Source organism: Alteromonas marina (genome assembly GCF_000808575.1).
GTDB lineage: Bacteria > Pseudomonadota > Gammaproteobacteria > Enterobacterales > Alteromonadaceae > Alteromonas > Alteromonas marina_A.
Genome location: NZ_JWLW01000008.1, coordinates 25,092 through 39,311, shown reverse-complemented (window position 1 = coordinate 39,311; position 14,220 = coordinate 25,092). Strand labels below are relative to the sequence as shown.

The following is a 14,220-nucleotide window of genomic DNA, read 5'->3' as shown; positions in this document are numbered from 1 at the left end:
GCGTAGTGACGAGTAGGAGTATCGTATTCTACGTGTGAAGTAGAGATGGTGATACCACGTGCTTTTTCTTCAGGCGCGTTATCGATTTGATCGAAAGCCTGTGCGTTACCACCGTAAGTCTTTGAAAGAACTGTAGTGATAGCTGCAGTTAGGGTAGTTTTACCGTGGTCAACGTGGCCGATTGTACCCACGTTTACGTGGGGTTTCGTACGTTCAAACTTTTCTTTTGCCATTTTTCTCGTTTCCTAAGTTAAAAGTCCGACCCACCAATAGACCGGACCGAACCTTCATTTAGATTAAATTCTAGATTCAATAATAGCCTGCGCCACATTGTTCGGCGCCTCAGAATAATTGAAGAACTCCATTGAGTATGAAGCACGACCTTGTGTTTGTGAACGCAAGTCAGTTGCGTAGCCAAACATTTCTGAAAGCGGCACTTTAGCACGTATTATTTTAACACCTGCGACGCCATCTTCCATACCTTCGATCATGCCGCGGCGACGATTAATGTCACCAACTACATCACCCATCCAGTCTTCTGGAGTAGTCACTTCAACTTTCATTGTGGGTTCAAGTAACACCGGATTTGCTTCTGCGGCGCCTTTTTTGAAACCCATAGAGCCGGCGATCTTAAACGCCATTTCAGAAGAGTCAACATCGTGGTATGAACCGTCAAACAGCGTAACCTTTACATCAAGTACTGGATACCCTGCAAGAACACCACTTCGCATCTGCTCCTGAATTCCTTTATCGACCGCTGGAATGAACTCTTTTGGTACCACACCACCGACGATTTCGTTCACAAATTCGTAGCCTGAACCTTCTTCTTGAGGCTCAATGCGCAGCCATACATGACCAAATTGGCCACGGCCGCCTGACTGACGAACGAACTTCCCTTCAACTTCAACAGATTTACGAAGGGTTTCACGATAAGCAACCTGAGGGTTACCTACGTTACATTCAACTTTAAATTCGCGCTTCATGCGGTCGACAATGATATCAAGGTGAAGCTCACCCATACCTGAAATAATCGTCTGGCCTGTCTCGTCGTCAGTTTTAACTTTAAACGACGGATCTTCAGCTGCAAGCTTGCTTAGGGCTATGCCCATTTTCTCTTGGTCAGCTTGCGACTTAGGCTCAACCGCAATTGAAATTACCGGCTCTGGGAACTCCATACGCTCTAGCGTAATAACATGGTTAGGATCACAAAGCGTATCACCGGTTGTTACATCTTTAAGGCCAATAGCCGCAGCAATGTCACCTGCGCGTACTTCTTTAATTTCTTCACGGTCTTTCGCGTGCATTTGCACAATACGACCAAAGCGCTCACGCTTGCCCTTAACAGGGTTGTAAACCGTATCACCCGTGTTTACTACACCAGAGTAACAACGGAAGAAGGTTAGCGTACCTACAAATGGGTCTGTCGCTATTTTAAATGCTAGCGCTGAGAACGGCTCATCGTCGCTTGAATGACGCTCTGCTTCTGTCTCGTCTTTGTCGTCAAGTACACCTGTGATGGCTTTAACTTCTGTTGGAGACGGAAGATAATGAATAACCGCGTCTAGTACGGCCTGAACACCTTTGTTTTTGAAGGCACTGCCACAGGTGGCAAGAACAATTTCGTTGTTCAGCGTACGCTGACGAAGGCCTGAACGAATTTCTTCCTCAGAAAGCTCTTCGCCTTCTAAGTATTTATTCATTAGCTCATCAGATGCTTCAGCAGCCGCTTCGATCATTTCGGTACGGTACTGCTCAGCGGTATCTAAATATTCAGCCGGAATGTCTTCATAGGTAAATGTCATACCCATGTCTTCTTCATTCCAGTTGATGGCTTTCATCTTCACAAGATCGATGACGCCATGGAAATTCTCTTCAGCGCCCATGTTGATTTGAATCGGAACACAGTTTGCGCCTAAACGCTTGCGGATTTGACCCACAACACGTTCAAAATCAGCGCCAGCCCGGTCCATCTTATTAACGAACACAAGGCGTGGCACTTGATATTTGTCAGCCTGTCGCCAGACTGTCTCTGATTGAGGTTCTACCCCAGAAGACCCACAGAAAACAACCACTGCACCGTCTAGTACACGCAATGAACGCTCTACTTCGATAGTAAAGTCAACGTGTCCAGGGGTGTCGATGATGTTGATCCTGTGTTGATCGAACTGTTGCTCCATACCAGACCAGAAACAAGTCGTTGCAGCAGACGTGATAGTAATACCACGCTCCTGCTCTTGCTCCATCCAGTCCATGGTAGCAGCACCATCGTGCACTTCACCGATTTTGTGAGACAGTCCTGTATAAAACAGAACACGCTCTGTGGTCGTGGTTTTACCCGCGTCCACGTGAGCCACAATACCAATATTGCGATAACGCTCAATCGAGGTCTTACGAGGCATAAATCTCTCTCAGTTAAATAACGTTGATTACCAACGGTAGTGAGCAAACGCTTTGTTTGCTTCGGCCATACGGTGAACGTCTTCACGTTTCTTAACCGCTGAACCTTTATTATCTGCTGCGTCTAGCATTTCAGCCGCGAGGCGTTGTGCCATAGACTTTTCGCCACGTTTACGTGCAGCTTCAACCATCCAACGCATACCTAGCGCGTTACGACGAACTGGACGTACTTCAACTGGAACCTGATAAGTTGAACCACCAACACGACGAGACTTAACCTCTACTGTTGGACGGATGTTATCAAGCGCTTCCTCGAAGATATCTAGGTGTGCTTTGCCGGTTTTTTCAGCAACAATATCAAGCGCACCGTAAACGATTTTTTCAGCGACTGACTTTTTGCCGTCGAGCATTACGACATTCATGAATTTCGCAAGCAGTTGTGAACCAAATTTTGGCTCTGGTAGGATTTTACGTTGACCTACGACTCTTCTTCTTGGCATTTTCTATTCTCCGTATGAATTCAGGGAAAACCCAAAACTCTTAAACTTCAGTTTGGCCTTACTAACGGAGAACCGTTATGACTTAGGCTTCTTCGCGCCGTACTTAGAACGGGCTTGTTTACGATCGTTTACACCTGCGCAGTCAAGAGTACCGCGAACTGTGTGATAACGAACACCTGGTAGATCTTTAACACGACCACCACGGATAAGTACTACACTGTGCTCTTGTAGGTTGTGACCTTCACCACCGATGTATGAAGAAACTTCAAAACCGTTAGTTAGACGTACACGACATACTTTACGTAGTGCAGAGTTTGGTTTCTTAGGCGTAGTAGTATATACACGAGTACATACACCACGTCTTTGTGGACAAGCTTGTAGAGCAGCTACGTTGCTTTTTTCAACGGGCTTTCTACGCGGCTTGCGCACTAACTGGTTAACTGTTGCCATTAACTAGCTCCTGATTAAAAACTACGAAAACCCAATCACTGTGATTGGGTCCATATTAATGCGATTAATTGCTTAATCGCGCTTGTTTGTGAACATTGTGCTCGTCAACATTCACTGAACGCTGATACAAAAAACCGCGACCGTTTATCGAGCCACTTGATGGCTATCCAAAATCGGGTCGCGGAATATTAAAGATCATCGCTCTGACTGTCAAGGTGTACAAAGGTTAAGCAGTTAATTTATCTGCAATCTGTACAACATGACTGCCAAATTGTTAGGAGTACGTTAACGTACTCCTATGATCTTGCCTTATTCGGCAGTATCTTCGTCTGCACCTGCGTTAAGCGCTTCGGTTAGTGCCTGTTCTGCTTCAGCAGCAGAAACTGACATTTCTTCGATTTGCTCTTTGCGTTTTTGTGCACGGCGCTCGTGGTAAGCGAAACCTGTACCCGCTGGAATTAGACGACCAACGATTACGTTTTCTTTCAGACCGCGTAGGTCATCTTCTTTACCTTGAACCGCAGCTTCAGTTAGAACACGTGTTGTTTCTTGGAACGATGCCGCTGAGATAAATGACTCAGTAGACAGTGACGCTTTAGTGATACCAAGCAGCTGTGTTTCATACTGCGCTGGGATCTTGCCGTGTTTTTCAATTTCACGGTTAGCCACTTTCACGTTCGATACTTCAACCTGTTCGCCTTCAAGGAACTGCGTATCGCCTGGGTTAGTGATAATACACTTACGTAGCATCTGACGAATAACTACTTCAATGTGCTTATCGTTAATCTTAACACCCTGTAGACGGTATACTTCCTGAACTTCGTTCACGATGTAGTTTGCTACTGCTGATATACCACGTAGACGTAGGATATCGTGTGGAGACTCCGGACCATCAGCGATAACTTCGCCTTTTTCCACTTTCTCACCTTCGAATACGTTAAGCTGACGCCACTTAGGAATCATCTCTTCGTATGCGTCACCCTCAGCAGGTGTAATTACAAGACGCTTCTTACCTTTGGTCTCTTTACCGAAGCCGATAGTACCTGAGATTTCTGCAAGAATTGCAGGCTCTTTAGGCTTACGTGCTTCAAATAGGTCCGCAACGCGCGGTAGACCACCCGTGATATCACGAGTCTTCGAGCTTTCCTGAGGAATACGTGCTAGCACGTCACCTTCGTTAGCCACTTTGCCTTCTTTCGCTTCGATGGTTGTGAAGCTTGGAAGACGAATTTCTTGAAGACCGAACTCGTCGCTTTCAAGAATTAGCTTAGGCTCTTTAGAGTTTACTTTCGCAAGGTCTTTAACAACGATACGGGTTAGACCAGTAAGCTCGTCTTGCTGCATTTCGGTGTTAGAGTCATCAATGTCTGCGAAGCTAATCTTAGCTGCACGTTCAGTGATGATTGGGTGACTATGCGGATCCCAGTTAGCAACAATGTCGCCAGCTGCAATAGTTGCACCGTCATCCACGCTAAGTACAGCACCGTAAGGTACTTTATAGCGCTCTTTCTCACGGCCTTGCTCGTCGATAACAGTAAGTTCTGTTGAACGAGAAACGATAACCACTTTGCCGTCAGAGTTACGTACAAATTTCGCATTGTGTAGCTTAAGGCTACCCGCAGTCTTAACTTGTACGCTGTTCTCAGCAGATGCTCTTGATGCCGCACCACCGATGTGGAACGTACGCATGGTAAGCTGTGTACCTGGCTCACCGATTGACTGTGCTGCAATAACACCAACCGATTCACCGCTACCCACCATGTGACCACGTGCAAGGTCACGACCGTAACACTTAGCACAAACACCGAAGTCGTTGTCACAAGTGATTACCGAGCGAACCATGATTTGGTCAACTGAGTTAGCTTCCAGCATGTCTACTAACGCTTCGTCTAGAAGAACGTTACGCTCTACTAGTACTTCGTTAGTACCTGGCTTAAGTACATCTTCTGCTACCACACGACCTAGTACACGCTCGCGTAGTGGCTCAACAACGTCACCACCTTCGATTAGTGGTGTCATTTGAACACCTTCGAATGTGCCACAGTCGTCGTTAGTGATTACCAAGTCTTGTGCAACGTCTACTAGACGACGCGTTAGGTAACCCGAGTTCGCTGTCTTAAGTGCGGTATCCGCAAGACCTTTACGAGCACCGTGAGTTGAGATGAAGTACTGTAGTACGTTCAGACCTTCACGGAAGTTCGCCGTAATTGGGGTTTCGATGATTGAGCCATCTGGCTTAGCCATCAGACCACGCATACCAGCTAGCTGACGAATCTGAGCGGCACTACCACGAGCACCCGAGTCGGCCATCATGTAAACAGAGTTAAATGATGATTGCTCTTCTTCTTCGCCATCGCGGTTAATTACGATGTCAGTCTTAAGGTTATCCATCATGGCCTTAGCAACTTTCTCGTTGGCATTTGACCAGATATCGATAACTTTGTTGTAACGCTCACCCGCGGTAACAAGACCGTTTTGGAACTGTTCCTGAATTTCGATAACTTCTGCTTCCGCTGCATCGATGATGTCTTTCTTAGCAGCAGGGATAACCATATCGTCGATACCAACAGACGCACCCGCGATCATCGCGTAGTGGAAACCGGTATACATGATTTGGTCAGCAGCAATTACTGTGTCTTTCAGACCTAGCGTACGGTAACAAGCATTCAACAGTTTTGAGATTTGCTTCTTGCCCATCGCTTGGTTGATGATTTCAAATGGCAGACCCTTTGGAAGGATCAATGAGAAAATCGCACGACCAACAGTAGTATCTGTCAGTGTTACTTTCTCAGTTTTGTTGCCATCTTCATCGATGTCATATTCAGTAATACGTACTTTAACGCGTGAGTGAAGCTCAGCATTACCTGTACGGTATGCTTTTTCTGCTTCATTCGGGCTGGTAAATACCATGCCTTCGCCTAAGCCGTTTACTTTGTCACGCGTTAGGTAGTAAAGACCCAATACAACGTCCTGTGAAGGTACGATAATTGGCTCACCGTTCGCAGGTGACAGAATGTTGTTCGTCGACATCATAAGTGCACGAGCTTCTAGCTGTGCTTCGATTGTCAACGGAACGTGTACCGCCATTTGGTCACCGTCGAAGTCGGCGTTGTACGCCGCACACACTAGCGGGTGAAGCTGAATCGCTTTACCTTCAATTAGTGTTGGTTCGAACGCTTGGATACCCAAACGGTGAAGTGTAGGTGCACGGTTAAGTAGTACCGGGTGTTCGCGGATAACGTCGTCTAGTACGTCCCAAACCTCTGGTGCTTCGCGCTCTACAAGCTTCTTAGCTGCTTTGATTGTTGTCGCTAGACCACGTGCTTCAAGCTTACCGTAGATAAACGGTTTAAATAGCTCAAGTGCCATCTTCTTAGGAAGACCACACTGGTGAAGACGTAGCGTAGGACCAACGGTAATTACAGAACGGCCTGAGTAGTCAACACGCTTACCAAGAAGGTTTTGACGGAAACGACCTTGCTTACCTTTAATCATGTCTGCAAGCGACTTAAGTGGACGCTTGTTAGAACCGGTAATCGCACGACCACGACGTCCGTTATCTAGAAGCGCATCAACAGACTCTTGAAGCATACGCTTTTCGTTGCGTACAATAATGTCTGGAGCAGCTAGGTCTAGAAGACGCTTAAGACGGTTGTTACGGTTAATTACACGACGGTATAGGTCGTTAAGGTCAGACGTTGCAAAACGGCCGCCATCTAGTGGTACTAGAGGACGTAGATCTGGTGGAAGTACCGGAAGAACCGTCATGATCATCCACTCTGGCTTGTTACCAGACTGTTGGAATGACTCAAGCAACTTAAGACGCTTAGTAATCTTTTTACGCTTAGTTTCAGAGTTGATTGAAGGCAGCTCTTCACGCATAGCCGCAACATCTGCGTCTACGTCTAGTGCTGTAAGAAGATCGAATACTGCCTCAGCACCCATCTTCGCTTCAAACTCATCACCGTGCTCTTCAAGTGCATCCAAGTACTCTTCTTCGTTAAGAAGTTGGCTGCGCTCAAGCGTAGTCATACCTGGCTCTGTAACCACGTATGATTCAAAGTAAAGTACACGTTCAATATCACGAAGTGTCATATCAAGCATTAGGCCGATACGAGACGGAAGTGATTTAAGGAACCAGATGTGTGCAACCGGGCTAGCTAGCTCGATGTGACCCATACGCTCACGACGTACTTTAGTCAGTGTAACTTCAACGCCACACTTCTCACAGATAACACCACGGTGCTTAAGGCGCTTGTACTTACCGCAAAGACACTCGTAGTCTTTTACCGGACCAAAGATACGCGCACAGAACAGACCGTCACGCTCAGGCTTGAACGTACGGTAGTTAATTGTTTCAGGCTTTTTAACTTCACCGAATGACCATGAACGGATCATATCAGGTGAAGACAGACCGATTCGAATATTATCGAATTCTTCAGTCTTGTTTTGTTGCTTTAGAAACTTTAATAAGTCTTTCACATTACTCTCCCAGCGGAGTCAGTCTCTAGAACCCGGCGCAAGCGCCGGGCCATCTCATAACATTACGTGGCTAACGCCGTATTACTTTTCTTCAAGCTCGATGTTGATACCCAACGAGCGAATTTCTTTAAGTAGTACGTTGAATGACTCTGGCATGCCAGGCTCCATTCTGTGGTCGCCATCGACGATGTTCTTGTACATCTTGGTACGGCCGTTAACGTCATCCGACTTAACGGTAAGCATTTCTTGAAGGGTATATGCTGCACCGTATGCTTCAAGTGCCCACACTTCCATCTCACCGAAGCGCTGACCACCGAACTGTGCTTTACCACCAAGAGGCTGCTGTGTAACAAGGCTGTAAGAACCAGTAGAACGCGCGTGCATTTTGTCGTCTACTAAGTGGTTCAGTTTCAGCATGTACATGTAACCAACCGTAACTGGACGCTCAAATTCGCGACCGGTACGACCGTCAAACAAAGCAATCTGACCGCTTTCTGGAATATCAGCAAGCTTCAGCATTTCTTTGATTTCAGATTCACGAGCACCGTCGAATACAGGTGTTGCTACTGGAACACCCTTACGAAGGTTTTCCGCTAGGCGACGAACTTCGTGGTCTGTGAAGCTATCAATGTCGACTTCTTGGTGATTCTCACCAAGCTCGTACACCTTCTTCAAGAAGTCACGTAGTTCAGCCAGCTCACGCTGCTCTTTAATCATGCGATCAATCTTCACACCAAGACCGTGTGCAGCCATACCCAAGTGCGTTTCTAGGATCTGACCGATGTTCATACGAGACGGTACACCTAGTGGGTTAAGTACGATATCTACCGGCGTACCGTTAGCATCGTATGGCATGTCTTCTACAGGCTGGATAGTCGAGATAACACCTTTGTTACCGTGACGACCGGCCATTTTATCACCCGGCTGGATGTGACGTTTAACCGCAAGGTAAACCTTAACGATCTTAAGCACGCCAGGTGCTAGGTCATCGCCTTGTGTGATCTTACGGCGCTTAGTTTCAAACTTCTTATCGAAGTCCGCTTTAATCTCAGCGTGTTGATCAGCGATTTGGTCTAGCTCTAGCTGTGCATCTTCACTGTTAAGTGCGATTTCAAACCACTTTTCACGCGGCAGGCTGTCAAGCTTAGCTTGGTCAACACCAGCACGTAGAAGTGCAGTTTGTGCACGTGCGAAGATACCGTCTGCAAGAATTTCGAACTCGTCAGTAAGGTCTTTCTTAACCTGACGTAGCTGCATATCTTCAATTTCTAGCGCACGCTTGTCTTTCTCTACACCATCACGGGTAAATACTTGAACGTCGATTACGGTACCGTGAACAGAGTTAGGTACACGTAGAGACGTATCTTTAACGTCAGACGCTTTCTCACCGAAGATTGCACGTAATAGTTTTTCTTCCGGCGTAAGCTGAGTTTCACCTTTAGGCGTTACTTTACCTACAAGGATGTCACCGCCTTTCACTTCCGCACCAATGTAAACAACGCCTGATTCATCAAGCTTGCTTAGTGCAGATTCACCCACGTTCGGGATATCAGAAGAAATTTCTTCTGGCCCAAGCTTAGTATCACGCGCGATACAGCTAAGCTCTTGAATGTGGATAGTAGTAAAACGGTCTTCTTGCGCTACACGCTCAGAAATAAGGATTGAATCCTCAAAGTTGTAACCATTCCACGGCATGAACGCGATACGCATGTTCTGACCAAGTGCAAGGTCACCTAGGTCTGTTGAAGGACCATCAGCTAGCACGTCGCCTGCAACAATCGGGTCACCAACACTACAGGTAGGCTTCTGATTGATACACGTGTTTTGGTTAGAACGAGTGTACTTAGTCAGATTGTAGATATCGATACCTGCTTCACCTGGAAGCATTTCATCTTCGTCTACTTTAATAACGATACGGCTGGCATCTACGTAATCAACCACACCACCGCGTTTAGCAACTACAGTAACACCTGAGTCAACCGCGATAGTTCTTTCCATACCGGTACCAACTAGCGGCTTATCAGCGCGTAGTGTAGGTACTGCCTGACGTTGCATGTTCGCACCCATAAGTGCACGGTTCGCATCATCGTGCTCTAGGAATGGGATAATGCTTGCAGCAATTGAAACGATTTGCTGTGGCGAAACGTCCATGTATTTGATGTCTTCTTTCGGCATCAAGGTAGTTTCACCACGGTGACGACATGGGATTAGGTCGTCAACCAACTCGCCTGCTTCAGTCAACGCGATGTTTGCTTGAGCGATTGCGAATTGACCTTCTTCAATTGCAGATAAGTAATCGATTTCGTCTGTTACCACACCGTCTACAATGCGACGGAACGGCGTTTCTAGGAAACCGAAGTCATTGGTACGCGCGAAGCTTGCCAATGAGTTAATTAGACCGATGTTCGGGCCTTCCGGCGTTTCGATTGGACATAGACGACCATAGTGAGTCGGGTGTACGTCTCGAACTTCGAAGCCTGCACGTTCACGTGTAAGACCACCCGGGCCTAATGCAGAAATACGACGCTTATGCGTTACTTCTGATAGCGGGTTGTTTTGGTCCATGAACTGAGAAAGCTGTGATGAACCGAAGAACTCTTTAACCGCTGCCGAGATAGGCTTAGCGTTAATAAGATCTTGTGGCATAACGTTGTCTAGGTCGCCTAAGCTTAGACGCTCTTTAACTGCACGCTCAACACGTACAAGACCAACGCGGAATTGGTTCTCTGCCATTTCACCTACAGAACGGATACGACGGTTACCTAGGTGATCGATGTCATCTACTTCGTCTTTACCGTCACGAATCATTATTAGCTGCTTCATTACAGCAATAATGTCTTCTTTATCTAGTGTACCAGCACCAATTAGTTCTTCACGGCCAAGACGGCGGTTGAACTTCATGCGGCCAACAGAAGATAGGTCGTAACGTTCATCAGAGAAGAACAAGTTATCGAACAAGGTTTCAGCTGCATCTTTCGTTGGTGGCTCACCAGGACGCATCATACGGTAAATTTCAACGAGTGCTTCAAGGCGGTTAGTTGAAGAATCGATACGTAGCGTATCTGAAATGTATGAACCGTGATCTAGCTCGTTGATGTAAAGCGTTTCGAACTCTTTGATGCCCGCTTGGCTAAGTGCCGCTAGGTTTTCAAGGGTTAGTTCGTCATTCGCGCTTACAATCACTTCGCCTGTGTCTTCGTTTACATAAGTAGCTGCGTAAACACGGCCAATTAGGTAATCGGCTGGAACTTCAAGTTCTGTAAGACCGGCTTTTTCTAGTGCACGCGTGTGGCGCGCAGAAATACGACGACCCGTTTCAACAACAACGTTGCCTTCACCGTCAATGATGTCAAAAGCAGCCGTCTCACCACGTAGGCGATCTGGAACCACTTCCATCATTAGCTTGTCTTTGTCGATACGTACGCTTACTTTGTCGAAGAAAGTATCTAGGATTTCTTCAGACGTCATTTCAAGTGCGCGTAAGATAATCGTTGCAGGCAACTTACGACGACGGTCGATACGTACGAATAGGTTATCTTTCGGGTCAAACTCGAAGTCTAACCACGAACCACGGTAAGGAATTACACGTGCGTTATAAAGCACTTTACCTGACGAGTGGGTTTTACCTTTGTCGTGATCAAAGAATACACCAGGTGAACGGTGTAGCTGTGACACGATAACACGCTCTGTACCATTGATAACGAACGTACCGTTCTCAGTCATCAACGGGATCTCGCCCATGTACACTTCTTGTTCTTTAATATCTTTTACGGTACCTGGCGCAGCGTCTTTATCGAACAACACTAACCGTAGTTTTACTCTTAACGGAGCAGAGAAAGTTACGCCGCGAATTTGACATTCTTTAACGTCGAAAACGGGCTCTCCCAGGCGGTAGCTTACATATTGAAGCTCTGAACTACCTGAGTAGCTTTTAATTGGAAAAACGGAACGAAATGCTGCTTCCAAACCGTATTGAGCTTCCGGATCGGTCTCAATAAACTTTTTGAAAGAATCAAGCTGAATTGAAAGAAGGTATGGAATTTCCAATACCTGTGGGCGTTTGCCAAAATCCTTACGGATACGTTTCTTTTCGCTATAAGAGTAAACCATGGGTTCCTCAGCCTGCTGATTTATGACCCAACCTGCTGCAAAATGCTTTAAAACGCGTGCTATGGGCTAAAAGCTGCGTTTCAAATGGCGCACTAAGCAACAAACTTCCACAACCCTTTTTCGGGCAGATACACCAGCATACAACAAAATTTAACCAATTATTAGTTAACTTGTTGGATTTTTATGCTTTTTATGGGTATTTCCGAATGGCGCTTTAAGTAGTGTAACCAAGGGTTAGTTTCTACACACTATACAGCGCAAAAAGGCTGGTGGTTCAAAAAACCACCAGCCTTGCCGTCTCAGGCAATAATCTGACTGGGTCAGATTACTTGATTTCTACTTCTGCACCAGCTTCTTCAAGCTCTTTCTTAAGTGCTTCAGCTTCATCTTTGCTTACGCCTTCTTTGATAGCTTTAGGAGCAGACTCAACTACTTCTTTAGCTTCTTTAAGACCTAGGCCAGTCGCGCCGCGAACTGCTTTGATAACTGCAACTTTGTTGCCACCGAATGAAGTCATTACAACGTCGAATTCAGTCTTTTCTTCTGCAGCAGCAGCGTCGCCGCCAGCAGCTGGACCAGCAACAGCAACAGCAGCTGCAGCAGATACGTTGAATTTCTCTTCAGCCGCTTCAATTAGTTCTACCAGTTCCATTACCGGCATTTCAGCGATTGCGTTTAAGATATCTTCTTTAGTTAGAGCCATGTTCTCTAAACTCCTGGGTATAAAATGTTAAAAAAATCAATATGCCAAAAACGCCAATTACTTGGTGTCTTTGACCGCCGCCAATACGCGCACAAACTTGCCAGGAACTTCGTTGATTGTTTGAACGAATTTCCCAACTGGTGCTTTGAAGGTTGCAAGTAGTTTCGCAAGCGCTTCGTCGCGGGTAGGTAGTGCTGCAACTGCGTCCAATTTCTCTGGACCAAGAAGACCGCTACCAATAGATAGTGCTGTAACTTTTAGCTTATCGTTAGTCTTACCGAAGTCTTTGAAAAGACGTGCCGCACCGCCTGGTGCGTCGATAGAGAAACCATAGATAAGCGGACCAGTTAAGGCGCTGTCTAAGTCTGCAAATTGACTGTCTGCTAGAGCACGCTTTGCAAGAGTGTTACGTACAACCTTTAGGTATACGCCTTGCTCACGAGCTTTAACACGTAGGTCAGTCAGTTCTGCAACTTCCATCCCACGGTATTCAGCAACGGCTACGGATAGAGCGCGAGACGCAACTTCAGAAACTTCTGCTACGATCTCTTTTTTTGCTGCTAAACCTAGTGCCACTGAGTTCACCTCTTTGTATCTGACTTTGTCTGCGGTTACCCGCTTACGCCGTCAGGGTTCACAGATTGATACCAACCCTCATGGTTGATACCGCTCTACGGTGTTTGTTACCCCAGAGAGTCTGAGTCAAACCACCGTCTGCGCAGGTTGTTGTATTAAGCAGTGTGTTGACTGTGAAAGTTCTCTTACCTCTTTCACCACACCGCACCTGCGGTCTAGGACGGGAGCTGCTTATTAGCACTGCTAATTGTCACAGCTCCAACCCATAACCTTTAAGAGATTTCGATGAGCCTAAGCTCAGCGAAATTAAAGACCTACAGAAGCCTTATCAAGAGCAACACCTGCACCCATTGTAGTGCTTAGGCTGATCTTCTTGATGTATGTACCTTTAGCAGAAGAAGGCTTAGCTTTCTTAAGTGCTTCAAGTAGCGCTTCAAGGTTTTCTTGAATTTGGTTCGCTTCGAACGCAATCTTACCAATGCTAGCGTGGATGATACCGTTCTTATCGTTACGGTAGCGTACCTGACCAGCTTTAGCGTTCTTAACTGCCGTTGCAACGTCAGGCGTTACAGTGCCAGTTTTTGGGTTAGGCATAAGGCCACGTGGACCTAAGATTTGACCTAGTTGACCAACAACACGCATTGCGTCTGGGCTAGCAACTACTACGTCAAAGTTCATTTCGCCTTTCTTAACTTGCTCAGCTAGGTCATCCATACCAACGATGTCTGCACCAGCTTCTTTAGCTGCTTCAGCATTTGCACCTTGAGTGAATACTGCAACGCGAACGTCTTTACCAGTACCGTTAGGTAGTACAGTTGCACCACGAACGTTTTGGTCAGATTTCTTCGCATCGATACCAAGGTTAACAGATACGTCTACGCTTTCTGCGAACTTAGCTGTTGCTAGTTCTTTAAGAAGCGCTACTGCTTCGTTGATTTCGTACTCTTTAGTAGAGTCAACTTTGTCGCGGATTAGGCGAGCGCGTTTAGTTAATTTAGCCAT

9 protein-coding genes are annotated in these 14,220 nt (G+C 46.4%); all 9 read right to left on the bottom strand.

Translation table 11 applies throughout. The annotated features are described in order from the left end of the window. On the bottom strand, positions 1-233 hold a 233-nt coding region (locus RJ41_RS04610; RefSeq protein ID WP_039217590.1), incomplete at its 3' end, for a GTP-binding protein. A gap of 63 nt (positions 234-296) precedes the next feature. Beyond that, a complete protein-coding gene (gene fusA, locus RJ41_RS04605; protein WP_039217587.1) occupies positions 297-2,399 on the bottom strand; it encodes an elongation factor G in 2,103 nt (700 codons plus the stop codon). A 27-nt stretch (positions 2,400-2,426) separates the two neighbouring features. Beyond that, complete coding sequence (rpsG, locus tag RJ41_RS04600; protein ID WP_014951036.1) at positions 2,427-2,897, bottom strand: 30S ribosomal protein S7; 471 nt, start codon at positions 2,895-2,897, stop codon at positions 2,427-2,429. Positions 2,898-2,972: 75 nt separating this feature from the next. Then, positions 2,973-3,347: a 30S ribosomal protein S12 gene (rpsL, locus tag RJ41_RS04595; RefSeq protein WP_014951037.1), complete on the bottom strand. Its 375-nt coding sequence runs from the start codon at positions 3,345-3,347 to the stop codon at positions 2,973-2,975. 309 nt (positions 3,348-3,656) lie between these two features. After that, the gene (gene rpoC, locus RJ41_RS04590) at positions 3,657-7,829 is read right to left on the bottom strand and encodes a DNA-directed RNA polymerase subunit beta' (RefSeq protein ID WP_039217580.1); all 4,173 of its coding nucleotides are present in this window, start codon (positions 7,827-7,829) and stop codon (positions 3,657-3,659) included. 81 nt (positions 7,830-7,910) lie between these two features. After that, positions 7,911-11,939, bottom strand: a complete 4,029-nt coding sequence (rpoB, locus tag RJ41_RS04585) for a DNA-directed RNA polymerase subunit beta (protein ID WP_039217577.1) — start codon at positions 11,937-11,939, stop codon at positions 7,911-7,913. Positions 11,940-12,264: 325 nt separating this feature from the next. After that, the gene (gene rplL, locus RJ41_RS04580) at positions 12,265-12,642 is read right to left on the bottom strand and encodes a 50S ribosomal protein L7/L12 (protein ID WP_015068303.1); all 378 of its coding nucleotides are present in this window, start codon (positions 12,640-12,642) and stop codon (positions 12,265-12,267) included. A 57-nt stretch (positions 12,643-12,699) separates the two neighbouring features. Continuing rightward, positions 12,700-13,218: a 50S ribosomal protein L10 gene (rplJ, locus tag RJ41_RS04575; RefSeq protein ID WP_014951041.1), complete on the bottom strand. Its 519-nt coding sequence runs from the start codon at positions 13,216-13,218 to the stop codon at positions 12,700-12,702. 306 nt (positions 13,219-13,524) lie between these two features. Then, on the bottom strand, positions 13,525-14,220 hold the full coding sequence (gene rplA, locus RJ41_RS04570; RefSeq protein WP_014951042.1) for a 50S ribosomal protein L1: 696 nt from the start codon (positions 14,218-14,220) through the stop codon (positions 13,525-13,527).

What these genes read in the sequence shown, in the direction of transcription:
- fusA (WP_039217587.1), bottom strand. Translation starts at nt 2,399, where the DNA reads ATGCCTCGTAAGACCTCGATTGAGCGTTATCGCAATATTGGTATTGTG.
- rpsG (WP_014951036.1), bottom strand. Translation starts at nt 2,897, where the DNA reads ATGCCAAGAAGAAGAGTCGTAGGTCAACGTAAAATCCTACCAGAGCCA.
- rpsL (WP_014951037.1), bottom strand. Translation starts at nt 3,347, where the DNA reads ATGGCAACAGTTAACCAGTTAGTGCGCAAGCCGCGTAGAAAGCCCGTT.
- rpoB (WP_039217577.1), bottom strand. Translation starts at nt 11,939, where the DNA reads ATGGTTTACTCTTATAGCGAAAAGAAACGTATCCGTAAGGATTTTGGC.
- rplL (WP_015068303.1), bottom strand. Translation starts at nt 12,642, where the DNA reads ATGGCTCTAACTAAAGAAGATATCTTAAACGCAATCGCTGAAATGCCG.
- rplA (WP_014951042.1), bottom strand. Translation starts at nt 14,220, where the DNA reads ATGGCTAAATTAACTAAACGCGCTCGCCTAATCCGCGACAAAGTTGAC.